At 71.5% G+C, this 23,772-nt stretch carries 20 protein-coding genes and 1 riboswitch; of the genes, 17 read left to right on the top strand and 3 right to left on the bottom strand.

From position 1 onward, the window contains the following. Positions 1-26 precede the first annotated feature (26 nt). The 5 genes from KQY30_RS30285 (at position 27) to KQY30_RS30305 (ending at position 5,930) form a co-directional block, all read left to right on the top strand. Entirely contained in the window at positions 27-1,493 is a 1,467-nt protein-coding gene (locus KQY30_RS30285; protein WP_217309695.1) for a GuaB1 family IMP dehydrogenase-related protein, read from the top strand. Positions 1,494-1,627: 134 nt separating this feature from the next. After that, a complete protein-coding gene (locus tag KQY30_RS30290; protein ID WP_217309697.1) occupies positions 1,628-2,497 on the top strand; it encodes an RNA polymerase sigma factor SigF in 870 nt (289 codons plus the stop codon). 207 nt (positions 2,498-2,704) lie between these two features. Continuing rightward, positions 2,705-3,166, top strand: a complete 462-nt coding sequence (locus KQY30_RS30295) for an Lrp/AsnC family transcriptional regulator (protein WP_046501300.1) — start codon at positions 2,705-2,707, stop codon at positions 3,164-3,166. 204 nt (positions 3,167-3,370) lie between these two features. Beyond that, entirely contained in the window at positions 3,371-4,180 is an 810-nt protein-coding gene (locus KQY30_RS30300) for a carbon-nitrogen hydrolase family protein (RefSeq protein WP_217309699.1), read from the top strand. A gap of 58 nt (positions 4,181-4,238) precedes the next feature. Then, positions 4,239-5,930, top strand: coding sequence for an NAD(P)/FAD-dependent oxidoreductase (locus KQY30_RS30305; protein WP_217309700.1), 1,692 nt, complete (start codon positions 4,239-4,241; stop codon positions 5,928-5,930). Positions 5,931-5,972: 42 nt separating this feature from the next. On the opposite strand, the gene KQY30_RS30310 is transcribed toward KQY30_RS30305, so the two are convergent. Both KQY30_RS30310 and KQY30_RS30315 read right to left on the bottom strand, forming a co-directional pair. After that, positions 5,973-6,902, bottom strand: a complete 930-nt coding sequence (locus KQY30_RS30310) for an LLM class F420-dependent oxidoreductase (RefSeq protein WP_217309702.1) — start codon at positions 6,900-6,902, stop codon at positions 5,973-5,975. 177 nt (positions 6,903-7,079) lie between these two features. Beyond that, positions 7,080-8,282 carry an MFS transporter gene (locus tag KQY30_RS30315; protein ID WP_217309703.1) on the bottom strand — a complete coding sequence of 401 codons (1,203 nt, stop codon included), beginning with the start codon at positions 8,280-8,282 and terminating at the stop codon, positions 7,080-7,082. 137 nt (positions 8,283-8,419) lie between these two features. Between KQY30_RS30315 and KQY30_RS30320 the strand changes: the two genes are divergently transcribed. From KQY30_RS30320 to KQY30_RS30370, 11 genes are all read left to right on the top strand, one after another. Next, complete coding sequence (locus KQY30_RS30320) at positions 8,420-9,601, top strand: ROK family transcriptional regulator (protein ID WP_217309705.1); 1,182 nt, start codon at positions 8,420-8,422, stop codon at positions 9,599-9,601. Between the two features lie 98 nt (positions 9,602-9,699). Then, a riboswitch (FMN riboswitch) is annotated at positions 9,700-9,830 on the top strand. 182 nt (positions 9,831-10,012) lie between these two features. Continuing rightward, complete coding sequence (gene ribD, locus KQY30_RS30325) at positions 10,013-11,137, top strand: bifunctional diaminohydroxyphosphoribosylaminopyrimidine deaminase/5-amino-6-(5-phosphoribosylamino)uracil reductase RibD (RefSeq protein WP_217311406.1); 1,125 nt, start codon at positions 10,013-10,015, stop codon at positions 11,135-11,137. Further along, complete coding sequence (locus KQY30_RS30330) at positions 11,138-11,794, top strand: riboflavin synthase (protein WP_217309706.1); 657 nt, start codon at positions 11,138-11,140, stop codon at positions 11,792-11,794. After that, entirely contained in the window at positions 11,791-12,441 is a 651-nt protein-coding gene (locus KQY30_RS30335; protein ID WP_217309708.1) for a nicotinamide mononucleotide transporter family protein, read from the top strand. Before KQY30_RS30330 ends, KQY30_RS30335 begins: the two co-directional genes overlap by 4 nt. Beyond that, on the top strand, positions 12,438-13,754 hold the full coding sequence (locus KQY30_RS30340) for a bifunctional 3,4-dihydroxy-2-butanone-4-phosphate synthase/GTP cyclohydrolase II (protein ID WP_217309710.1): 1,317 nt from the start codon (positions 12,438-12,440) through the stop codon (positions 13,752-13,754). The genes KQY30_RS30335 and KQY30_RS30340 overlap by 4 nt, the downstream gene beginning before the upstream one ends. Positions 13,755-13,873: 119 nt before the next feature. Continuing rightward, positions 13,874-14,359, top strand: coding sequence for a 6,7-dimethyl-8-ribityllumazine synthase (gene ribH, locus KQY30_RS30345; protein ID WP_217309712.1), 486 nt, complete (start codon positions 13,874-13,876; stop codon positions 14,357-14,359). 33 nt (positions 14,360-14,392) lie between these two features. Next, positions 14,393-14,665, top strand: coding sequence for a phosphoribosyl-ATP diphosphatase (locus KQY30_RS30350; RefSeq protein WP_046501288.1), 273 nt, complete (start codon positions 14,393-14,395; stop codon positions 14,663-14,665). 71 nt (positions 14,666-14,736) lie between these two features. Next, complete coding sequence (gene hisG, locus KQY30_RS30355) at positions 14,737-15,585, top strand: ATP phosphoribosyltransferase (RefSeq protein ID WP_217309714.1); 849 nt, start codon at positions 14,737-14,739, stop codon at positions 15,583-15,585. A 37-nt stretch (positions 15,586-15,622) separates the two neighbouring features. Next, entirely contained in the window at positions 15,623-16,186 is a 564-nt protein-coding gene (locus KQY30_RS30360) for a PH domain-containing protein (protein ID WP_217309715.1), read from the top strand. Positions 16,187-16,429: 243 nt separating this feature from the next. Next, complete coding sequence (locus tag KQY30_RS30365) at positions 16,430-17,974, top strand: hemolysin family protein (protein WP_217309717.1); 1,545 nt, start codon at positions 16,430-16,432, stop codon at positions 17,972-17,974. Beyond that, the gene (locus KQY30_RS30370; RefSeq protein WP_217309719.1) at positions 17,971-19,071 is read left to right on the top strand and encodes a hemolysin family protein; all 1,101 of its coding nucleotides are present in this window, start codon (positions 17,971-17,973) and stop codon (positions 19,069-19,071) included. Before KQY30_RS30365 ends, KQY30_RS30370 begins: the two co-directional genes overlap by 4 nt. A gap of 85 nt (positions 19,072-19,156) precedes the next feature. On the opposite strand, the gene KQY30_RS30375 is transcribed toward KQY30_RS30370, so the two are convergent. Further along, positions 19,157-19,954, bottom strand: coding sequence for a GPP34 family phosphoprotein (locus KQY30_RS30375; RefSeq protein WP_217309721.1), 798 nt, complete (start codon positions 19,952-19,954; stop codon positions 19,157-19,159). Positions 19,955-20,397: 443 nt separating this feature from the next. On the opposite strand from KQY30_RS30375, the gene KQY30_RS37225 reads away from it, so the two are divergent. Then, entirely contained in the window at positions 20,398-23,712 is a 3,315-nt protein-coding gene (locus tag KQY30_RS37225) for a S8 family serine peptidase (RefSeq protein WP_302185344.1), read from the top strand. Positions 23,713-23,772 lie beyond the last annotated feature (60 nt).

The following is a 23,772-nucleotide window of genomic DNA, read 5'->3' on the forward strand; positions in this document are numbered from 1 at the left end:
CCGTTCCGCGGGAAAATGTGAGACCTATGCGTTTCCTTGAGCCGGGTACCGGCCGCCATGTGGAGAGTGCTCCGGTTCCCTACGATCTGACGTACGACGACGTGTTCATGGTGCCGAGCCGTTCGGCCGTCGGCTCCCGGCAGGGCGTGGACCTCTCCTCGCCGGACGGCACGGGCACCACCATCCCGCTCGTCGTCGCCAATATGACCGCGATCGCGGGCCGCAGGATGGCCGAGACCGTCGCCCGGCGCGGCGGCCTCGTCGTGATCCCGCAGGACATCCCGATCGAGGTCGTCACCGAGGTCATCTCCTGGGTCAAGACGCGCCACCTCGTCCTCGACACCCCGATCGTGCTGACCCCTGCCCAGACCGTCGGTGACGCGCTGTCCCTGCTGCCCAAGCGCGCGCACGGCGCGGGCGTGGTCGTGGACGGCGAACACCGGCCGGTCGGGATCGTCACCGATCACGATCTGACCGGTGTCGACCGCTTCACCCAGCTCTCCGAGGTCATGTCGAAGGACCTGCTGCTGATCGCCGCGGACATGGACCCGCGCGAGGCGTTCAACACCCTCGACAACGCCAACCGCAAGCTCGCCCCCGCCGTCGACACGGACGGGCGGCTGGTCGGCATCCTGACCCGCAAGGGCGCGCTGCGCGCGACCCTCTACACGCCCGCCACCGACGCCGGCGGCAAGCTGCGGATCGCCGCCGCCGTCGGTATCAACGGCGATGTCCCGGGCAAGGCGGCGCAGCTTCTCGCCGCGGGCGTGGACACGCTCGTCGTCGACACCGCGCACGGCCACCAGGAATCCATGATCGCCACGGTCAGGGCGGTCCGCGCGCTGGACCCGAAGGTCCCGCTCGTCGCCGGCAATGTCGTGTCGGCCGAGGGCGTACGCGATCTGATCGAGGCCGGCGCGGACATCATCAAGGTCGGTGTCGGGCCGGGCGCGATGTGCACCACCCGGATGATGACCGGGGTCGGCAGGCCGCAGTTCTCCGCGGTCCGGGAGTGCGCGACCGAGGCGAGGAAGTCCGGCAGGCACGTATGGGCCGACGGCGGGGTCCGCCATCCGCGCGATGTGGCCATGGCGCTCGCCGCGGGCGCCTCGAACGTGATGATCGGCTCCTGGTTCGCCGGTACGTACGAGTCGCCCGGAGACCTTCAGCAGGCCGCCGACGGACGGCTCTACAAGGAGTCCTTCGGCATGGCCTCGGCCCGCGCCGTACGGAACCGTACGAGCGAGGAGTCGGCGTACGACCGCGCCCGCAAGGGGCTGTTCGAGGAGGGCATCTCGACCTCCCGGATGTTCCTCGACCCGTCCCGCCCCGGCGTCGAGGACCTGATCGACTCGATCATCGCGGGGGTCCGCTCGTCCTGCACGTACGCCGGGGCCAGCTCCCTGGAGGAGTTCGCGCACAAGGCGATCGTCGGCGTCCAGAGCGCCGCCGGATACGCCGAAGGGCAGCCCCTGCACGCCAGTTGGAGCTGAGGGCCCCCTGCCGGAGAAAGTGTGGAGGAAGTGTGGAGGAGTGTCGGCGGGGGCCGGGGTGGTGGGCATGGGAGGAGTGAGAGCGGGTACGCGCGCTCTGCACTGACGACGGAGCAGGGGAGGACGAAGTGTCCATGGCGAGGACGGTCCCGACCGACAGCACGCGGTATCTGAGCCAGCAGCACACGGAGGCAGCGGAGCTGGACCTGCCGTATGTGGAGTGCCCGGCCGACGTGGCGCCCAAGGATGCCCGGGAGATCTCGAAGGTCTTCTTCGCCCGGCTCACCGAGCTGACTGAGGGCACGCCCGAGTACCAGTACGTACGCAACACCCTGATCGAGATGAACCTCGCGCTGGTCCGGTACGCGGCCACCCGCTTCCGGAACCGCTCGGACCAGATGGAGGACATCGTCCAGGTCGGCACGATCGGGCTGATCAAGGCGATCGACCGGTTCGAGCTGAGCCGTGAGGTGGAGTTCGCGACCTTCGCCGTGCCGTACATCGTCGGCGAGATCAAGCGCTTCTTCCGGGACACGAGCTGGGCCGTCCATGTGCCGCGCCGGCTCCAGGAGCTGCGGATCGACCTGGCCAAGGCGACCGACGAACTGTCCCAGCGGCTCGACCACGCGCCGACCACGGCGGAACTGGCCGGGCATCTCGGGCTGGACGAGGAGGAGGTCATCGAGGGCGTCGTCGCGGGCAACGGCTATACGGCAGGCTCGATCGACCTGCCCGCGGACGACGCGGCCGGGGTCCCGGTGCCGCTCTCGGACCGGCTCGGCGGGCCGGACGCGAGTCTGGAGACGGCGGAGAACGTCCAGGCGCTCAAGCCGCTGCTGGAAGATCTGGACGAGCGGGAACGGCGGATCCTGCGGATGCGCTTCGGCGACGAGATGACCCAGTCGGAGATCGGCGCGGAGCTGGGCGTGTCCCAGATGCATGTGTCCCGGCTGCTGACCCGGATCACCGGGCGGCTCCGGGAGGGGCTGCTCGCGGTGGAGTGAGCGGCCGGGCGCCGGAGCACGGTGCCGTACGGAGGGGGCGTACCGCTGAGGCGGTACGCCCCCTCCGGTATCTGTACGAGCCGGACCGGGCCGGACGCCGCCCCTGGCGCGTCCGAGGACGGCCGGGGCCGTGTTCTACTTCCCGTACGGACAGGGCCTGGCCCCGCCGTGCCCGACCGGTCATCGCAGAGAAGTGAACCACCAGCCGTGCGACTCAATGATCTCGACGAACGCATCGTCCACGCCCTCGCCGAGGACGCCCGCCGCTCCTACGCCGACATCGGCTCGCTCGTCGGCCTGTCCGCCCCCGCGGTGAAGCGGCGGGTCGACCGGCTGCGGGCCGGGGGAGCGATCACAGGCTTCACGGTACGGGTGGACCCGGCGGCGCTGGGCTGGCACACCGAGGGCTTCATCGAGATCTACTGCCGCCGCAACACCTCGCCCGAGGCCATCCACCGGGGCCTGGAACGGCTGCCCGAGGTGGTCGCCGCGTCCACCGTCACCGGCGACGCGGACGCGATCGCCCAGGTCTTCGCGGCCGATATGCGGCACTTCGAGCAGGTGCTCGAACGGATCGCGGGCCAGCCCTATGTGGAGCGCACGAAGTCGGTGCTCGTACTGTCGCCGCTGCTCAGGCGCTACTCCTCGGGTCCGCCGGACCGGCCGTAGGCCGTACCGGACACGTCCCGGCGGCCCGGCGCGGCCCCGCGGAAACGGGCCGCGCAATGAATCGCCGGGCGGGCCGCCGATCACGCAATGGATCGGTGGCGGGCGCGCAACGGTCGTGTCTTGTACGGGGCACCGACCGGACCGTACCGTCGGTGCGAACCCCGCGATCCGGGGCAGCCCCCTTCGTACCGTCCGAGGTCACCCATGCCGTCGCTGCGCACCGCCCTGCTCCAGACCTCCGGCCGGCCGGGCTCCGTCGCCGGGAATCTTCAGGCTCTCGACGAGGCGGCGGGCCGCGCGGCGGACGCCGGGGCCGGGCTGCTGGTCTGCCCCGAGATGTTCCTGACCGGCTACGCCATCGGTGACGAGGTGCCCAGGCTGGCCGAGCCCGCCGACGGCCCGGGGGCCATGGCCGTGGCGGAGATCGCCGTACGGTACGGAATCGCGGTGCTGTACGGCTATCCGGAGCGGGAATTCGACGGGACGGGCGAACGGATCTTCAATGCAGCACAGTTGATCGGCCCCGACGGCGCGCGGCTCGCCAACTACCGCAAGACGCATCTCTTCGGCCCCTTCGAGCAGAAGTGGTTCACACCGGGGGAGCAGCCGGTCGTCCAGGCCGAGTTGGCGGGGCTGCGGCTCGGGATCGTGATCTGTTACGACGTCGAGTTCCCGGAGAGCGTCCGGGCGCACGCGCTCGCCGGCACCGATCTGCTGCTCGTGCCGACCGCGCTGATGCGTCCGTACGAATTCGTCGCCGAATCCCTGGTGCCGGTACGGGCCTTCGAGAGCCAGGTGTATGTCGCGTACGCCAACAGGATTGGCGAGGAGGGCGAGTTCGAGTTCACCGGGCTGAGCTGTCTCGCCGGGCCCGACGGCTCCGCCGTGGCGCGCGCGGGACGCGGCGAGGAACTGATCGTCGGCGATGTGGACCGGCGGCTGCTGGACGCCTCGCGCGAGGCCAATCCATATCTGCGCGACCGCCGCCCCGGCCTGTACACCTCACTCCGCTGACCGCCCCGCCACCCCGCCCGGTCTGTTCCGCCGTACCACCGCAAGGAGCCCGTACCCCATGACGTCCACGGTGCCCACCGCCGTCCCGCACACCGGCGAGCAGCCGCCGATCACCATGTCCGGGCCGGACTTCCCGTACGCGTACGACGACTTCCTGGCGCATCCCGCCGGGCTCGGCCAGATCCCCGCGACCGAGCACGGCGCCGAGGTCGCCGTCATCGGTGGCGGGCTCTCCGGGATCGTCACGGCGTACGAGCTGATGAAGATGGGCCTCAAGCCCGTGGTGTACGAGGCGGACCGGATCGGCGGCCGGCTCCGTACGGTCGGTTTCGAGGGCTGCGACCCCGGACTGACCGCCGAGATGGGCGCCATGCGCTTCCCGCCCTCCTCCACCGCGCTCCGCCACTACATCGATCTGGTGGGCCTGGAGACCCGGCCGTTCCCCAACCCCCTGTCCGCCGCGACCCCTTCGACGGTCGTCGACCTCAAGGGCGAGTCCCACTACGCCCGGACGATCGATGATCTGCCGCAGGTCTACCGCGATGTGATGGCCGCCTGGAACACCTGTCTGGAGGAGGGCGCCGACTTCTCCGCGATGAACCGCGCCCTGCGCGAGCGCGATGTGCCGCGCGTACGGGAGATCTGGGCGCGGCTCGTCGAGAAGCTCGACAACCAGACCTTCTACGGCTTCCTCTGCGACTCCCCGGCCTTCGCGTCCTTCCGTCACCGGGAGATCTTCGGGCAGGTCGGCTTCGGTACGGGCGGCTGGGACACCGACTTCCCCAACTCCATCCTGGAGATCCTGCGGGTCGTCTACACCGAGGCCGACGACCACCACCGCTCGATCGTCGGCGGCAGCCAGCAACTGCCGCTGCGGCTGTGGGCACATGAGCCCGCGAAGATCACCCACTGGCCGGCCGGGACCTCGTTGGAGTCGCTGCACGGCGGTGAGCCGCTGCCTGCGGTGGTACGGCTGCACCGCACGGCCGGCGACCGGATCACCGTCACGGACGCCTCGGGCCGTATCCGTACCTACCGCGCGGCGGTCTTCACCGCCCAGTCCTGGCTGCTGCTGTCCAAGATCGCCTGTGACGAGTCGCTCTTCCCGATCGACCACTGGACGGCGATGGAGCGCACCCACTACATGGAGTCGTCCAAGCTGTTCGTGCCGGTGGACCGGCCGTTCTGGCTGGACAAGGACGAGCGGACCGGGCGCGACACGATGTCGATGACGCTCACCGACCGGATGACCCGGGGCACCTATCTGCTGGACGACGGCCCGGACCGGCCCGCGGTGATCTGCCTCTCGTACACATGGTGCGACGACAGCCTCAAATGGCTGCCGCTCTCGGCGGGGGAGCGGATGGAGGTGATGCTCAACTCGCTGCGCGAGATCTATCCGGGCGTGGACATCCGCCGCCACATCATCGGCAGTCCGGTGACCGTGTCCTGGGAGAACGAGCCGTATTTCATGGGCGCGTTCAAGGCGAATCTGCCCGGTCACTACCGCTATCAGCGGCGGCTCTTCACGCACTTCATGCAGGACCGGCTCCCGGCGGACAAGCGGGGGATCTTCCTGGCGGGCGACGACATCTCATGGACGGCGGGGTGGGCCGAGGGCGCCGTACAGACCGCGCTCAACGCGGTGTGGGGAGTGATGAACCACTTCGGCGGCGCGACGGACGGCGGGAACCCCGGACCGGGTGACGTGTACGACGAGATCGCGCCGGTGGAACTCCCGGAGGACTGACTGAAGGGGCGGGCCCGTACTGGAGACCCGCCCCCCGTGCGGTCAGACGCCGGCGGCGCGTGCCGCCGCGTACACCTCGGCCGCGATGTCGGACAGTTCGGCCGCGTCGCGCGCGGTGGTCTGGAGGTCCAGCAGGAACTCCGGCACACCGGTCTCGGCGTGCGCCGCCAGGTCCTCGACGATCTGCGCCACGCTGCCCTGGAAGGGGTGGCGGCCCTCGCCCTCGTACGGCTTGGCGCTGTGCTGCACATTGACGCGGGCGCAGACCGCGAGCGGGCGCTCACGGCCGCTCGCGTCGGCGGCCTCCCGTACCTTCTCCCACTGCTCGGCGAGCTGGGCGACCCCCATGGCGACGGGCATCCAGCCGTCCGCGCGCTCCACGAGCCGGCGGGTGGCACGCGGGCTGTTCGCCGGGAGGTAGACCGGGATGGGGCGGGCCGGCTTGGGGCCGACCTCGGACGGGGCGATGGTGGTCAGCTCGCCCTCGTACGAGACGGGGTCCGGCCCCCAGACGGCCGCGCACACGTCCAGCAGCTCGTCCAGGACGGCCCCGCGCTTCTCGAACGGGGCGACGGCGGCGGCCGCGTACTCGTCGAGCGACCAGCCCGTGCCGAGTCCGGCGACCACCCGGCCGCCGCTCGCCGCGTCGAGCGAGGCGAGCGAACGGGCGAGCTGGAACGGTACGTGCAGCGGCGCGACCAGCACGCTGGTGCCGAGCCTGGCCCGCTCCGTGGCGGCCGCGGCCAGGGTCAGTGTGACCAGCGGGTCGGCGACGCTGCGGTAGTGGTCGGGCCAGGGGAGCCCGGGGATGCCGTAGAGGCCCTGGGTCGCGGGCTCGGGGAAGAGAACGCGCTCGAAGACCCACAGACTCGCGTATCCGGCCTCCTCCGCGGCCCGCGCCACGGTGGCCACGTCGCGGCCGATGTCGTACTGCTTCATCTGCGGAAGACCGAGGCCGAGTTCGACCGGCATGCGTGCACTCCTTCGTGCGGAGGGTGAGGTGATCCACCGTAGGGCACGGGCCGGATCCGGTCCGGGACGGCAGGTGGTGTCTCCACAGCGCCGACGGTGTATTCCCGTCCATGAGTCACCGCGTGAGCCACTGTCAGGTCCGCGGCCCGTGGGCGCACCGGACGGGTCCGGTATCCGCTACGCCTCCGCCGTGCCCACCCGCGCCTCCCGGCGGTCCCCCGTCCGGAGCACCCCCGCGCCCACCATCAGCCCGCACGCCAGCAGCGTCACCAGTCCGAACGACACCACCAGCGACGTCGCGTCCGCCACCGCGCCGATTGCCGACGGGGCGATCAGGCCCGATGTGTACGTGATCGTCGCGACGCCCGCGATCGCCTGGCTCGGGTTCGGGCCCGAGCGGCCCGCCGCCGCGAAGGCCAGCGGAACCACCACCGACACGCCGAGCCCCAGCAGCCCGAACCCGCCCATCGCGAGCGCCGGATGGGGCGCCACGACGACCAGGAGGCCGCCTGCCGCCGCCAGGACGCCGCCCGTCCTGACCGTCCGTACCGCGCCGAACCGGTCGATCACCTTGTCGCCCGCGAGCCGCGCCACCGCCATGGTCAGGGCGAAGGCCGTGGTCGAGGCGGCGGCAAGACCCGGCGAGGTGTCCAGTACGTCCCGGAGGTACACCGCCGACCAGTCCATGCTCGCCCCCTCCGCGAACACCGCGCAGAACCCGATCGCCCCGATGACCAGCGCGGACTTCGGCGGCAGCACGAACCGCGGCGGCGGCTCCTCGTCGGGCGCGCTGCGCAGGTCGAGTACGCCCTGGCACGCGATCAGCCCCAGCACCGTGAGGACGCCCGCCGCCAGCACATGGTGCAGCCGCGCGTCGGTGCCGAGATGCGCGGCGAGCGTACCGGCCGCCGATCCGATCAGCGCGCCCGTACTCCACATGCCGTGCAGGCCGGACATGATCGACTTGTTCAGCCGGTTCTCGACCTCGACCCCCAGCGCGTTCATCGCCACGTCCGACATGCCCGCCGTCGCGCCGAACGCGAAGAGCGTGAGGCACAGGGTCACCAGATTCGGCGCGAGCGCGGGCAGGGTCAGCGCCAGGGTCCACAGTGCGAGCAGCCCGCGCAGCGCGGTCCGCGCTCCGAAGCGGTGGCTGACCGTACCGGCCAGCGGCATCGCGATCGACGCGCCGATCGCCGGGAAGGCGAGCGCGAGACCGAGCTGCCCCGCACTGACCCCGGCGTGGTCCTGGATCCAGGGAATCCGGGTGGCGAAGCTGCCGGTGACCGCTCCGTGCACACAGAAGACGGCGGCGACGGCGATCCTGGCGCGCCGCAGCCTGTCTCTGTCATAGACCGTTTCGACTGTTTTGCTCGACATCCTGTTCCACCCTCCCCTGTGAGGTGCCGTCCTCCGACGCACCGCGGACGCACCCTTCCGTGGTGCCGGAGTAAACTATCAGGAACCCTGCCTGATAAAAACAAAATTAGGGTCCAGCGATCTGGAAGGATTCCGGCATGGCCGCATCCCCGAGAACCGCCCGGGCCATCAACGACCGCCTCGCCCTGCGATTCCTCCAGCAGGAAGGCCCGTTGACGGCAGGGCAGCTCAAGACGCTGACCGGACTCTCCCGCCCCACCGTCGCCGATCTGGTGGAACGGCTCCAGGGCTCGGGGCTGGTACAGGTCGTCGGGGAGACCGGCGACCGGCGCCGCGGGCCCAACGCCCGGCTGTACGGGATCGTCGCGGACCTCGCCCATCTCGCCGCCCTGGACGTAAGGACCCACAGCGTCTCCGTCGTCGTCGCGGACCTGCTGGGCGCGACCCTCGCCGAGGCCGTCCTGCCCATCGGCAGCGACACGGCCACCGAAGCCGCCGTCGAACAGGCCGCGGCCCTGCTGGAACGTACGGCCGAGGAAGCCGGCGCGGTACGGCTGCACAGCGTCGGCATCGGCGCCCCCGGGCTGGTCGATCCGGTCGCGGGCGAACTCCGCGTCACCACCGGTCTGCCCGCCTGGCACCGAAGACTCGTCGCCGCCCTCCATGAGCGGCTGCCCGCCACCGTCCTCGTCGAGAACGAGACCAATCTCGCCGCACTCGCGGAACAGCGCCTCGGCGCGGCCCGTGGCCGGGACACCTTCGTACTGCTCTGGCTCGGCCATGGCGTCGGCGCGGCCGTGATGCTCGACGGCAAGCTCCGCCGGGGCGCGTCGGGAGGCGCGGGCGAGATCGGCTTCCTGCCCGTGCCCGGCACCTCGCAGCTTCCCTCCGCACTCGGCTGCGACGGCGGCTTCCACACCCTCGCGGGCTCGGCGGGCATCGCCGAACTCGCCGAGAAGTACGGCATCTCGGCGGTCGCCGCGCCCCAGGAACCGCCCGCCGCCGCCCTCGTGCGCGCCGCCGTGGCCGCGGCACCGGGCGACAGCTCCGCCGACGCGTTTCTGCGGGTGCTCGCCGACCGGCTGGCCATCGGCGCGGCCGCGGTCAGCGCGGTGCTGGACCCCGGCTGGATCGTCCTCGCGGGCGAGGTCGGGCACGCGGGCGGCGCGGCACTGGCCGCGCGCGTCGAGGAGCGGCTGGCGGCGATGTCACCGCTGCGTACGGAGGTCAGGGCCGGGGCGCTCGGCGGCACGGCCGTCCTGCGCGGCGCCCTGCTGACGGCCCGCGACGCCGCCCAGGACGACCTCTTCGCGCCCTGAACCCCACGGCCCCGCCCCATGAAGCCGTGTGAGCCAGCCCACAGATATCACCCGGATGGCCGACGATCAGGCGTGGCACACTGGTCGGGTACCAGAAGCAGCGCACTCCGGGGTCGGTGCAATTCCGAACCGGCGGTTACAGTCCGCGACCCGTCCGCAGCCAGCGGCCGGTTGACCAGGTGAAATTCCTGGACCGACGGTGAAAGTCCGGATGGGAGGCAGTGCGCGGCGGGCCGTCACCGGTACGCCGCCGTCGATGGGTCGTCCTCGGACGATCCGTTTCTTCGGCCTCGGCGTCCCCGTGTGCGTTCCCGCTTCTCTGTCGTCATCGACAGGCCCCGGAGTCCGTGCCCGAAGAGGCAGGAGGACCCGGTGGCCACCCAGGCCGAGACCGTGACCGACGCGGACGCCATGCGCCGGGCCATCGCACTGGCCGCCCGCGGACTCGGATCGACCAGCCCCAACCCGGTCGTCGGATGCGTGATCCTCGACGCCGCGGGACACCTCGCCGGCGAGGGATTCCACCGTCGCGCCGGCGGGCCGCACGCCGAGATCCACGCCCTGCGCGCCGCCGGCGAACGGGCCCGGGGCGGCACGGCGTACGTCACGCTCGAACCCTGCGACCACACCGGCCGTACCGGACCCTGCTCCCGCGCGCTCGTCGAGGCCGGTGTCGCCCGGGTCTGTTACGCGGTCGCCGATCCCAACCCCACGGCCACCGGCGGCGCGGACACCCTGCGCGCGGCCGGAGTCACCGTCGAACAGGGGCTGTTGGCGGCGGAGGCCGAGGAGGGCAACACCGCCTGGCTCACCTCCGTCCGGCGGGGCCGCCCCCATGTCCTGTGGAAGTACGCGGCCACCCTTGACGGCCGGATCGCCGCCGCCGACTCCACCAGCCGCTGGATCACCTCCGCCGAGGCCCGCGCCGATGTCCACCGGCTGCGCGCCGAGGCCGACGCGGTCGTCGTCGGCTCGGGCACCGCGCGTACCGACGATCCGCATCTCGCGGTACGGGGTGTCGAGGGCGCCGTACAGCCGCTGCGCGTGGTGGTCGACACCGAGGCCACCGCCGTACGGCCCGGCGCCCGGATCCTGGACGGCGCCGCGCCCACCCTGATCGCCGTGGCCGAGGACGCCGACCTGAGCGGGCGCGGCCATCTCACCGATGTCGTACGGCTGCCCAGGGCCGGCCGCGGTCTGGACGCCCCGGCCCTGCTGGCCGCCCTGTACGAGCGCGGCGTCCGCTCCGTACTCCTCGAAGGCGGTCCGGTCCTGGCCGGCTCCTTCGTCGCCGCCGGAGCCGTCGACAAGGTCGTCGCGTATCTCGCGCCCGTCCTGCTCGGCGCGGGCCCCGCCGCCCTCGCGGACGCCGGAATCACCACCCTCGCCGGGGCGTTGCGACTGCGGATGACGGAGACCGTACGGATCGGTGCGGATCTGCGGATCACCGCCGTCCCGGAAACCGCGGGGCCCGCGCCCGTACCCGCGGAGGCCGCGTCCGTGCCCGTATCAGCCACCACCACGAAGGAGCGTTGAGTGTTCACCGGAATCGTCGAAGAACTGGGTGAGGTCACTGCCGTCGAGAATCTCGGTGACTCCTCGCGCTTCCGCCTCCGCGGACCCGTCGTCACCGAGAACGCCAAGCACGGCGACTCGATCGCGGTCAACGGGGTCTGCCTCACGGTCGTGGAGTTCGGCGACGGGGAGTTCACCGCGGATGTGATGGCCGAGACACTCGACCGCTCCAGCCTCGGCGCGCTGGAGCCGGGCTCCCGGGTCAATCTGGAGCGGCCCATGGCGGTCGGCGGCCGGCTCGGCGGGCATATCGTCCAGGGCCATGTGGACGGCACCGGCACCGTCGTCGAGCGCAAGACGTCCGAGCACTGGGAGATCGTCAAGATCTCGCTGCCCGCCCAACTGACCCGCTATGTCGTGGAGAAGGGCTCGATCACCGTCGACGGCGTCAGCCTCACGGTCGTCGACGCCGGGCCCGACTACTTCACCATCAGCCTGATCCCGACCACCCTCGCGCTGACGACCCTCGGCATCAAGGGCCCCGGGGACCCGGTCAACCTCGAAGTCGATGTGATCGCGAAGTACGTCGAGCGGCTGCTCGGAGCGGGAGCCACCGGCGGCATCGCGTCCGGTGCCGGTGCCGGTGCCGGTACGGGAACCGGGGAGCCCGTCCTGTGAGCGCCCTGTCATGGCTGAACGGCGAGGCCTTCACCGCCGTCGGCCAGCACATCCTCTGGTCCGACATGATCGGCAACACCATCGGGCTGGCCGCGCTCGCGCTCGGCTGGCGGCGTTCGATCTGGACCTGGCCCGCCCAGTTGCTGTCCGGGGCCATCCTCGTCGGCGCCTATGCCTCCGCCCAGCTCAGCGGGGGCGTCGGCAAGCAGCTCCTGGTCATCGGGGTCGCGCTGTGGGGCTGGCGCCAGTGGCAGCGCGGCAGCAGGCAGGCCCAGGACGGCTCGATCGCCGTACGGTTCGCGAGCTGGACCGAGCGCGGAGTACTCCTCGGCGGTACGGCGGTGGGCACCCTGGCCGTGGGCGGGCTGTTCGTCGCCGTACCCGAACTGTCCTGGAACCCCTGGCCCGACGCGTACATCTTCGTCGGCACCCTCGCCGCGATGGTCGCCCAGGCGCGCGGACTGGTCGAGTTCTGGTTCGCCTGGCTGCTCGTCGACATCGTCGGCGTACCGCTCGCGTTCAGCAGCGGACTCGCCTTCTCCGGCTTCGTCTATCTGATCTACCTCGTCCTCGTCCTCTGGGGAATGCGCGACTGGTGGCTGCGCTCCCGCACCGCCGCACCGTCCCTGGAAGGAGCAGCAGCATGACATCCTCCGCCTCGCCCACCGCCGCCCCCGACATCACCTGGTACTCGGCGGGCAACACCGAGGACCTCTCCCTCGACCCCGTCGAGCAGGCCATCGCCGACATCGCGGCCGGCCGGCCCGTCGTGGTCGTGGACGACGAGGACCGCGAGAACGAGGGCGACCTCGTCATCGCCGCCGAGATGGCCACCCCCGGGATCGTCGCCTTCATGATGAGCGAGTGCCGCGGACTGATCTGCGCCCCCATGGAGGGCGCCGAACTGGACCGGCTCCAACTGCCCCAGATGGTCGACCACAACACCGAGTCGATGCGCACGGCCTTCACGGTCTCCGTGGACGCGGCGCCCGCCCATGGCGTGACCACCGGAATCTCCGCCGCCGACCGTTCCACCACCCTGCAACTGCTGGCCGCGGGCGACACGGAGCCCGGTGACTTCGTCCGGCCGGGCCATGTCTTCCCGCTCCGCGCCAAGCCCGGCGGAGTGCTCGTACGGAACGGGCACACCGAGGCGGCCGTCGATCTGGCCAGGCTCGCGGGGCTGCGTCCGGCCGGGGCGATCGTGGAGATCGCCGGTGAGGACGGGGTGATGCTGCGGCTGCCCGAGCTGATCCCGTTCGCGCGCAAGCACGGTCTGACGATCATCTCGATCGAGGACCTGATCGCCTACCGCCGAGCCGCCGAGCCGGATGTACGGCGGGAGGCCGAGGTCCGGCTGCCCACCGCCTTCGGCGAGTTCAAGGCGTACGGCTACCGCTCCACGGCCGACGGCGTCGAGCATGTCGCGCTCGTCCACGGGGACATCGGCGACGGCGAGGACGTCCTCGTACGGGTCCACTCGGAGTGCCTCACCGGCGACATCTTCGCCTCGCTGCGCTGCGACTGCGGACCTCAGCTCCAGGCCTCGATGGAGCGCGTCGCCGAGACCGGGCGCGGTGTCGTCGTCTATCTGCGCGGGCACGAGGGCCGGGGCATCGGGCTGCTCTCCAAGCTGCGCGCGTACGAACTCCAGGAGCGCGGTCACGACACCCTCGACGCCAATCTGGAACTCGGTCTGCCCGCCGACGCCCGCGACTACGCGGCGGGCGCGCGGATCCTCGACGACCTCGGCGTCCACAGCCTCCGCCTGATGACCAACAACCCCGACAAGACGGCCGCGCTGGTACGGCACGGGCTCCGGGTCACCGGGCGCGAGCCGATGCCGGTCCAGGCGGGGGAGCACAACCTCCGCTATCTGCGCACCAAGCGCGACCGGATGGGCCACGACCTGCCGTGGCTGGATCCGGCGGCGGGCGTGTCCGCCTGCGGCAACCAGTAACAGCGGCAGTCAGCGACAGCGGCAATCAGCAACGGCGGCAATCAGTAACAGCCGCGGCCAGTAACAGCCTTCGGCCGGCAAAAGCCCGACCGACAACGAGAACAGCTTCAAGGAGAGACGTGAGCGGCAAGGGCGCACCCGAACTGAGTGTGGAGAACTGCGAAGACCTCCGGGTCGCGGTGATCGCGGCACAGTGGCACGAGAAGATCATGGACGGTCTCGTCGACGGCGCCCTGCGCGCCCTCGGGGAACTCGGCATCGACGAGCCGACCCTGCTGCGCGTCCCCGGCAGCTTCGAACTGCCGGTCGCCGCCAAGGCGCTGGCCGGGGGCGGTTACGACGCGGTCGTCGCCCTCGGTGTCGTCATCCGGGGCGGAACCCCCCACTTCGACTATGTGTGCCAGGGCGTGACCCAGGGGCTCACCCAGGTCTCGGTCGACACCGGAGTGCCGGTCGGCTTCGGCGTACTGACCTGCGACACCGAGGAACAGGCGCTGGACAGGGCCGGTCTGGAGGGTTCGCACGAGGACAAGGGCCATGAGGCGGTCACCGCCGCCGTCGCGACCGCGGCCGCCCTGCGGAGCCTCGCCGAACCCTGGCGCTGACCCCCGGCCGGGCCGCGTAAAGTGACAGTCACCATGTCCAAGAAGACGTTCGAGGAGCTCTTCACCGAGCTCCAGCAGAAGGCCGCCACCGGCGACCCCGCGACCTCCCGTACCGCCGAGCTGGTGGACAAGGGCGTCCATGCCATCGGCAAGAAGGTCGTCGAAGAGGCGGCCGAGGTGTGGATGGCCGCCGAGTACGAGGGCAAGGAAGCCGCCGCGGAGGAGATCTCGCAGCTCCTCTACCACGTCCAGGTGATGATGGTCGCGCGCGGAATCTCCCTCGACGACGTCTACGCCCATCTCTGAGCCGGGCATTCCCGGCCGGCACCGTCCTCGTACCTCCCGCACCCTCCCCTCGTACAAAGGAAGCCGTCCTCATGCTGCGCATCGCCGTCCCCAACAAGGGTTCACTGTCCGGGCCTGCGTCGGCGATGCTCCATGAGGCCGGGTACCAGCAGCGCAAGGAGTCGAAGGAACTCGTCCTGGTCGACCCGGACAACCAGGTCGAGTTCTTCTACCTCCGTCCCCGCGACATCGCGATCTATGTGAGTTCCGGCCGGCTCGACATCGGCATCACCGGACGCGATCTGCTGATGGACTCCGGCGCGAGCGCGGAGGAGATCCTTCCGCTCGGCTTCGCGCGCTCCACCTTCCGGTACGCGACCAAGCCGGGCACGGCCGCCGGAGTCGAGGAGTTCGGCGGGATGACGGTGGCCACCTCGTACGAGGGCATCGTCGCCAAGCACCTTGCGGACCACGGCGTCGACGCCTCCGTCGTCCACCTCGACGGCGCGGTCGAGACCGCCATCGAGCTGGGGGTTGCCCAGGTCATCGCCGATGTGGTGGAGACCGGCACCTCGCTGCGGAACGCGGGCCTCGAAGTCATCGGCGAGCCGATCATGACCTCCGAGGCGATCGTCATCCGCCGTACCGGCGCCGACACCGACGAGCCCAAGGTCCAGCAGTTCCTGCGCAGGCTCCAGGGCGTCCTGGTGGCCCGCTCGTACGTGATGATGGACTACGACTGCCGCGCCGAGGACCTGGAGCGCGCCGTCGCCCTCACCCCGGGCCTGGAGTCGCCGACCGTGTCCCCGCTGCACAACGAGGGCTGGGTCGCCGTCCGCGCGATGGTGCCGGCCAAGGAGGCGCAGCGGATCATGGACGATCTGTACGAGATCGGCGCCCGTGCCATCCTGACGACGGCCATTCACGCCTGCCGCCTCTGACGCCACTCCGCCGCGACCCCGGGAAGACCGAGAGCCGATGCCCGCGCCCCAGCCCGACCCGTCCGACCCTGCTGATCCGTCCGACCCTTCCGGTACGGGCGGTTCGTCCGATCCGGCCGGCCGTTCGCTTGCGATTCCGCCGCAGTCCGGGCCACCGCGGTCCGACGCGCCCGCCCTGCCGGTGACCTTCCGGCCGACCAGGACCCGGATCGTTCTGCTGACCGTCGGCACGGTCATGTTCGGCGTGATCACGGCCGTCGCCCTGGTGCTGGAGAAGCTGGGGCCGGGGGAGCGGGTCAGCTTCATCTTCACCGCGCTCCTCTTCCTCGGTGTCCTCGCCATCCTCAGCCGCCCCAAGGTCGTCGCCGACGAGACCGGGGTGACCGTGGTCAATCTCACCCGGACGCGCCGCCTGGAGTGGGCCGAGATCCTCCGGGTCAATCTGCGGCCCGGCGACCCCTGGGTCTTTCTCGATCTGAGCGACGGCAGCAGCCTGCCCGTACTGGGCATTCAGCCCGGTATCGCCAAGGCGCACGCCATCCGCGACGCCCGCGCCCTGCGCGCCCTGGCCGAATCCCGCGGCACCGGTACGGAGGGCTGACCCCGGGCCCGGCCGGGCGTCCACGGGGGCGCCGCCGTCGCGTACGGCACTGCCCTGTCCCGCCCACTCTTGATTACTCTTGTGCCGGTGGCGCCGAGTGCGCCCCGCCCCGCATCCGACGGCCGCGACCGGCAATGGCCGAGACCGGCCCGTGGGGCACCTGCGACCCGAGGAGTGACTCCCTCCAGCAATGGACGGATCGTCCGGTAGTACCTGCGCCGCCCCCTTCGACGAGGCGGCGGCATGACCATCCCCCTGCTGCTGCTCGCCGCAGCGTTCCTTCTGATCCTCGCCAACGGATTCTTCGTGGCCGCCGAGTTCGGCCTGGTCACGGTGGACCGCCCCGACGCCGAGCGCGCCGCCGCCGAGGGCGACCGCCGTGCCCGTACGGTCGTCAGATCCCTGCGGGAGCTGTCCTTCCAGCTCTCCGGCACCCAGCTCGGCATCACCATCACCTCCCTCGTCGTGGGCATGCTGGCCGAGCCGGCGCTCGCCCAGTTGCTCGACGGGCCGCTCTCCGCGACCGGACTGCCCGAAGGCGCCGTCTCCGGAGTGGCGGTGGTGATCGGGATGCTGCTCGCCTCCGCCGTCCAGATGGTGATCGGCGAACTCGTCCCCAAGAACTGGGCGGTCTCCAGGCCGCTCCAGGTCGCGCGGTTCGTGGCGGGCCCGCAGTATCTCTTCGCCACCGTGTTCCGGCCGGTGATCTCCCTGCTCAACACCGTCGCCAACCGGCTGGTCCGGCTGCTGGGCGTGGAGCCGACCGAGGAGCTGGCATCGGCCCGTACCCCCGGTGAACTCGTTTCGCTGGCCCGGCACTCCGCCCGCGCGGGCACCCTCGAACAGGACACCGCGGACCTGTTCGTACGGACCCTCTCGCTCGGCCGGCTCACTGCGCAGCATGTGATGACGCCCCGGGTGAAGGTCAGCGCCCTCCAGTCCGACGCCACCGCGGCGGATGTCCTCAACCTCACCCGGGCCACCGGTCTCTCGCGCTTTCCGGTCTACCGGGAGCGCATCGACGAGATCGTCGGCATGGTGCATCTCAAGGACGCGCTCGCCGTGCCGGTACGGGAGCGGCTGCGCACCCCGGCCGGCCGGATCGCCGTACCGGCGCTGCTGGTGCCCGAGACCCTGCCCGTGCAGCAGCTCCTCGAACGGCTGCGCAGCGAGCAGCCCATAGCCGTCGTGGTGGACGAGTACGGCGGTACGGCCGGAGTCGTCACCCTGGAGGACATCATCGAGGAGCTGGTCGGCGAGGTGCGCGACGAGCACGACGCCGAGGGCGACGGACGGCCCGAACTGGCGCCGGTCGCGGCCGAGGACGGCCGCCCGGCCTGGGACGCGGACGGCAGCGCCCGGGTCCTCACCCTGCGGCGGATCGGACTCGACGTACCCGACGGTCCGTACGAGACCCTGGCCGGGCTGGTCGCCGATCTGCTGGGGCGGATCCCGGCCCCCGGCGACAAGGCGGAACTCCCCGGCTGGCGGCTGTCCGTGCGCCAGGTGGACCACTACCGGGCGGAGCGGGTCAGGCTGGTACGTACCACCGGCGCCCCGCCCGGGGCACCGGCCGGAGAGCCGGACGGCGCAACGGCCTGCGAACCGGACGAAACGGCGATCGGGGCACCCGACCGCAGCGCGGCGGACGGTCGGCCCGGCGCGACGGCCGACGGGCCCGACGAGGTACCGGTCGGCGGCACCCCCGTAACCCCGGCGGACGACCTGCCGGAAACCGCGCCCGGTATACCGGCCGGCGCCCCCGCGATGGCGGAGGGCGCCCGATGAGCGCCCTGCAACTCGTCTTCGCCCTGCTGCTGGTCCTGGCCAACGGCTTCTTCGTCGGCGCGGAGTTCGCCCTCGTCTCCGTACGCCGCAGCCAGATCGAGCCGCATGCCGCGCGCGGCTCGGCCCGTGCCCGCCAGGTGCTGCACGGTCTGGAGAATCTGCCGCAGATGATGGCGGCCGCGCAGTTCGGCATCACCGTCTGCTCCCTGACGCTCGGCGCGGTCGCGGAACCCACCGTGGCACGTCTGCTGGAACCCCTCTTCCACGCGGTCCACATGCCCGAGGGCCTGATCCACCCGGTGGGCTATGTGATCGCCCTGGCGCTGGTCGTCTCGCTGCATCTGGTCATCGGCGAGATGGTTCCCAAGAACCTCGCCATGGCGGCCCCGGAGAAGACCGCGCTCTGGTTCAGCCCCGGTCTGGTCGGCTTCGCCCGGCTCTGCCGTCCGGTCACCGCCGGGCTCGGCGCCTGCGCGCGGCTGGTGCTGCGGGCCTTCCGGGTCGAGCCCAAGGACGAGGTGGAGGCGGTCTTCACAAGTGAGCAGCTCAACCGGCTCGTCGAGGACTCGGGCCAGGCGGGACTGCTCGAACCGGAGGCGCAGGAACGGCTGGAGGACGCCCTCGAACTGGGCAGCCGCCCGGTCACCGATGTGCTGATTCCGCACGCCTCCCTGGTGACGGTCACTCCCGCGGTGACCCCGCGCCAGATCGAGGAGCTGACCGTACGCACCGGCTACTCGCGCTTTCCGGTGTGCGCGGAGAGCGGCGGGGTCTTCATGGGCTATCTGCATGTGAAGGACGTCCTCGACCTGGAGGCCGCGGAGCGTGCCGTACCGCAGCATGTGTGGTGGCCGATGACGACGCTGCGGGCCGAACTCCCGCTGGACGACGCGCTCACCGTGATGCGCCGCGCGGCCACCCATCTCGCGCAGGTCGCGGACGCGTCCGGGCGGGTGCTCGGTCTGGTGGCGCTGGAGGACGTACTGGAGATGCTGGTGGGCGAGGTACGGGACCCCTCCCACCGGGAGCGGGTACCGCAGGCGCCCAAGGTCGGCGAACAGCGTGCCGATCAGGCGGGCCAGGTGCTGACCCGCTGACCTGGCCCTCCTCGCCCGGCGTCCGGCGGCCGGAAGGCGGCCGGCCGCCGGGCGAGGGGCGTACGGGTGACGGGCGGGAGCGCGCTCAGTCGGCCTCCCGCGCCTTCCAGTCGGCTTCTCTGGCGGCGCTCACGGCGGCGCCGATCGGATGGCCCTCGGTGATCTGTTCGATACGATCACGGGTGCCCTGGTTCCCGGGCCCCGGGTAGAGGCGCATGGCGAGGCCGGAGGAGCCGACCAGGGCGACCAGACAGACGGCGCGCGGTGACGGCGCACCGGGCCCGGCTCCGTACACGACCGCGCGGACCGCTTCGTCGATCGTGGCGGCGGCATGCCGGGCGTGCTCGGGGGACACGACGCTCCAGGTGGTACGGGGGACGATGCCCAGCACGCGGCGCCGGTGCGCGGTCAGCAGCCCACTGGTCTCCAGAGCCTCCAGGTAGCGCGGTTCGATGTCACGGAATCCGGGCCAGCCGCTGATCCAGCCCTGGAGCTCCAACCTCGTCGACGCGGCGGAGATACCGATGCGTGCCCCCGCGATCAGGCGGGAGACGACGCCACGAGGCAGTTCGGGGCGCAGGGCGTCCAGGCTCTCCCGGGGGCCGACGAGCCGGGTCTGCCCGGTGTTCGGCTGGCCGCGTCTTATGTAGGTGACGAATTCCTCGGAAATGGAGTCGATGACCGGCTCTCCCAGCGTGACCGGTCGCAGTTCGACGATCCGCAGATTCTCGATGGTGATCGCGCCGCACAGGTCCAGTTCGGCGAAAACGGCTCCGGACAGCACCCGGTTGAAGAAGTCGGGGCGCCTGACCACGCCCGTGTCCGGATCCACGCAGGCCAGCAGGAGTTCCTCGGGCAGAGTGCGGAACGGTCGGTCGTGCATCGCGATACTCCCTGTTCGCGGTACTGAACGCTTCGGACTGAACAGGACAACGTCCGTACCGGGTGCCGCGGTTGCACCGCGCGCGCCGCTGGTACGGCTCCGTCGCCCGCCCGTTACGGCACAGATTCAGAAGGCCCGTTCCCCGGTACGGAACGGGCCTTCCGGGTGTTCGCCGCATCCCGGCGCCATATTTTCCGTAAAGGGTCTATACCAATCGCGCTCACCTGCCCTCGTATGCGGGTGAATCGACCGATTGACTGGCCGATCGGGGCGCTCTTAGCGTGTCCGCGCCAAGGGTGGGACACCGGCCCGGGGCACCTTCGTCCGGGGCGCACCAGGCTGCCCCGACTGGGCAAGGGGGCACGTTGCGGACAGCATCACGCGGCACACGCGGCACACGGAGACCGGGAAGCACAACTGCCGCCGCCCTTCTGGCGGGAGCGGTGGCGCTCGCCATGGCGGCCACGGCCACAGCGGGTACGGCGACGGCGCGCCCGGCCCCGGATTCCGCGCACGGACAGCCAGGGCAGCATGGACAGTTCGCGCAGCCCGCTGCGAAGACCGCGGACACCGGGGCCACACGTGAGGTCACCCTGATCACCGGTGACCGGGTCCTCGTCGACGCACGCGGAAAGACCGTCGGACTGCGCCCCGCCCCGGGACGTGCCTCCGTTCCGGTCCAGATGCGCGAGGTCAAGGGCCACTCGTACGTACTCCCGGCGGACGCCGCCGGGCTGATCGCCACCGACAAGCTCGACATCCGGCTCTTCGACGTCACCGAGCTGAGCCGCCCCGAGTACCGGACACTCACCGGCGACGGTGTGCCGCTGATCGTCTCGTACGCCCCCGGCGCGAAGGCGCGCCAGTCGGCGCGCGAGGGGCTGCGCCGGCAGGGCGGTACGACCGTACGCGCCGAGATCGGCGCCGTGGGCAGCGAGGCGCTGACCGTACGGGGGAGCGCGGCGGCCGGGGTGTGGGCCTCGCTGACCGCGCGCTCCGAGCGGGGACTGCGGCTCGCCTCCGGGGTCCGTTCCGTACGCCTCGACGGCCTGCTCATGACAACCCTCGACGTCAGCGTTCCGCAGATCGGCGCACCGAGCGCCTGGGCCGCCGGATACGACGGCAAGGGCGTGAAGGTCGCCGTCCTGGACACCGGGATCGACACCGGCCACGCGGATGTGGCGGGCCAGGTCGTCGCCGGCCGGAACTTCACCTCGGCCGACACCGCCGACATCATGGACCGCTACGGCCACGGCACCCATGTCGCCTCGATCCTCGCCGGAACCGGTGCCCAGTCCAAGGGCACCTACAAGGGCGTCGCCCCCGCCGCGCAGCTCCTCATCGGCAAGGTGGCGAACGACCGGGGCGCGGCCACCGAGTCCTCGATCATGTCCGGCATGGAATGGGCGGTCGAGCAGGGCGCGAAGGTCATCAACCTGTCCATCGGCGGCCCCGACAGCCCCGGTGTCGACCCGGTCGAGGAGACCGTCAACAGGCTCTCGGACCGGGCCCTGTTCGTGATCGCGGCCGGCAACTCCGGGCCCGGCGCCTCCACCGTGGGCACCCCGGGCACCGCCGACGCCGCGCTCACCGTGGGTGCCGTCGACAAGCAGGACGTCCTCGCCGACTTCTCCTCGCGCGGGCCGCGCGTCGGCGACGGCGCGCTCAAGCCCGACATCACCGCGCCCGGTGTCGCCATCACCGCGGCCGCCGCCAAGGGCAGTCTCATCGACCAGAATCCGGGCATACCGCACCCCGCGCCCGGCTACCTCACCATCGACGGCACCTCCATGGCCACCCCGCATGTGGCCGGCGCGGCGGCGCTCCTCGCCCAGCAGCACCCCGACTGGGACGGCCCCCGGCTCAAGGCCGCGCTGGTCGGTTCCGCGAAGCCCGGCCCGTACGGCGCGGTCGAGCAGGGCAGCGGCCGGGTCGACTCGGCCCACGCCCTCACCCAGAGCGTGGTCACCGAGCCCGCCTCGCTGAGCTTCGGCGCCCCGGCCTGGCCGCACGACGACGACCAGCCCGTTTCCAGGACGCTGACCTACCGCAACACCGGCGCCGAGCCGCTGACCCTCGATCTCGCGGCCACCGCCACGGGCCCGACCGGCGCGGACGCTCCCGCCGGCTTCTTCACCCTCGGAGCCTCCCGGCTCACCGTCCCGGCCGGCGGCACCGCGTCCGTGGACGTCACCGCCGATCCGACGCTCGGCGGCGACACCAACGGTGTCTACAGCCTCGCAGTGACCGCGACCGGCGGCGGCCAGAACGTCCGTACCGCGGGTGCGCTGAACCGCGAGGGCGAGATGTACAACCTCACCCTCAAGGCCACCGCCCGCGACGGCTCAGCCCCTGCGGACGGCGACTGGACGGCGTTCATCTACGACCTGGGCGCGCAGACCATGGTCAGGGTGTCCGGCGACAAGGGCTCGGCCCAGGTCCGTCTGCCGCGCGGGATCTACACGATCCTCGGCGAGGTCCCGCTGCTCAGCCCCGACCTCGTGTACATCGGGGACGACTGGGTCGCCGCGCCCCGGCTCGACCTGACGCGGGACACCGAGCTGGCGGTCGACGCGCGCGCCACCGAGCTGGTCGACATGACACCGCCCGATCCGGACGCCTCGTACCAGTCCGGCTTCCTGACGATCTCACCGAAGGAGGCCCCGGGCCCGATCATCCTCTACATGGGCCAGTTGCCGGAGGGCTTCCGTACCCAGCAGGTCGGCCCCGCGCCCAAGCCCGGCTCGGTCAGTTCGTATCTGCTCTCCACCTGGGCGGGCGACGGTACGGACTATCTGCTGGCCAACACCCTTGAGGACGGCTTCTACACCGGTCACACCCAGCACAACAGGGCGAAGGACCTGGCGAAGGTCACGGTCAACGCGGGCGGTTCGGTCACCGGCGGACGCTGGGCCCAGATCTCCTCGACGCCGGACTTCCCGACCTCCTCGCCCGTCACCTTCGCGGATCTGGCGACCACGACCACCACCTACCTCCAGGGCGGGTACGCCTGGCAGCGGACCTTCCAGCAGCAGCGCGGCGGGACGGCCGAGACCCGGTACAGCGAACCGTCCCGGGTCTACCGCGGCGGCACCTCGTACACCGAGGACTTCAACACCGCGGTCTTCGGGCCCGCGCTCATCAAGGGCGGCGGACTGACGCGTGACGGCGACCGGCTGACCGGCGTCATACGGCCGTTCGCCGACGGCGCCGGACACGACGGGACCAGCCTGTACGACACGGCCACCGCGTCCACCACGCTGTACCGCGACGGCAAGGAGTACGCCACGGCCGGCGGCATCCTCGACACCGTCGGCTTCGACCTGCCGAAGGAGCGGGCCACATACCGGCTGGTCACCACCGTCAGCCGGGCCACCACGGGCATCTCGGCGGTGTCCACCCAGGTGACCTGGTCGGCCCAGTTCACCTCGGGACACACCAAGGAGCCCACCGCCCTGCCCGCGAGCGTGGTGCGCTACACGCCACGGCTCGGGCTGGACGCCCGGGCCGTGGCGGGCGCCACCCAGAGCGTCCCGGTCACCGTCCAGGGCTCGGCGGCCGGCCGGAACCTCAAGGCGCTGACGGTGTACGTGTCGTACGACCGCGGTACGACCTGGTCGAAGACGGCGGTGCGCGACGGCCGGGTGAAGGTGGTCAACCCGGCGGCCGGCGGTTCGGTGTCCTTCAAGGCCGAGGTCCGGGACCGCGCGGGCAACGCCTTCTCGCAGACCGTGCTGGACGCGTATCTGACGAAGTAGCGCGAAGCGGCGCGCCCGTACGACCGTGCCGTCCGTCCCCGCGCGGGGGGCGGACGGCAC

This window comes from Streptomyces sp. GMY02, from assembly GCF_019056675.1.
Classification (GTDB): domain Bacteria; phylum Actinomycetota; class Actinomycetes; order Streptomycetales; family Streptomycetaceae; genus Streptomyces; species Streptomyces odonnellii.

Bases quoted from the DNA above. Each gene is read 5' to 3' on its own strand.
- KQY30_RS30285 (WP_217309695.1), top strand. From the start codon at position 27: ATGCGTTTCCTTGAGCCGGGTACCGGCCGCCATGTGGAGAGTGCTCCG.
- KQY30_RS30290 (WP_217309697.1), top strand. From the start codon at position 1,628: ATGGCGAGGACGGTCCCGACCGACAGCACGCGGTATCTGAGCCAGCAG.
- KQY30_RS30300 (WP_217309699.1), top strand. From the start codon at position 3,371: ATGCCGTCGCTGCGCACCGCCCTGCTCCAGACCTCCGGCCGGCCGGGC.
- KQY30_RS30305 (WP_217309700.1), top strand. From the start codon at position 4,239: ATGACGTCCACGGTGCCCACCGCCGTCCCGCACACCGGCGAGCAGCCG.
- KQY30_RS30310 (WP_217309702.1), bottom strand. From the start codon at position 6,902: ATGCCGGTCGAACTCGGCCTCGGTCTTCCGCAGATGAAGCAGTACGAC.
- KQY30_RS30315 (WP_217309703.1), bottom strand. From the start codon at position 8,282: ATGTCGAGCAAAACAGTCGAAACGGTCTATGACAGAGACAGGCTGCGG.
- KQY30_RS30320 (WP_217309705.1), top strand. From the start codon at position 8,420: ATGGCCGCATCCCCGAGAACCGCCCGGGCCATCAACGACCGCCTCGCC.
- ribD (WP_217311406.1), top strand. From the start codon at position 10,013: ATGCGCCGGGCCATCGCACTGGCCGCCCGCGGACTCGGATCGACCAGC.
- KQY30_RS30340 (WP_217309710.1), top strand. From the start codon at position 12,438: ATGACATCCTCCGCCTCGCCCACCGCCGCCCCCGACATCACCTGGTAC.
- KQY30_RS30350 (WP_046501288.1), top strand. From the start codon at position 14,393: ATGTCCAAGAAGACGTTCGAGGAGCTCTTCACCGAGCTCCAGCAGAAG.
- hisG (WP_217309714.1), top strand. From the start codon at position 14,737: ATGCTGCGCATCGCCGTCCCCAACAAGGGTTCACTGTCCGGGCCTGCG.
- KQY30_RS30360 (WP_217309715.1), top strand. From the start codon at position 15,623: ATGCCCGCGCCCCAGCCCGACCCGTCCGACCCTGCTGATCCGTCCGAC.
- KQY30_RS30365 (WP_217309717.1), top strand. From the start codon at position 16,430: ATGACCATCCCCCTGCTGCTGCTCGCCGCAGCGTTCCTTCTGATCCTC.
- KQY30_RS30370 (WP_217309719.1), top strand. From the start codon at position 17,971: ATGAGCGCCCTGCAACTCGTCTTCGCCCTGCTGCTGGTCCTGGCCAAC.
- KQY30_RS30375 (WP_217309721.1), bottom strand. From the start codon at position 19,954: ATGCACGACCGACCGTTCCGCACTCTGCCCGAGGAACTCCTGCTGGCC.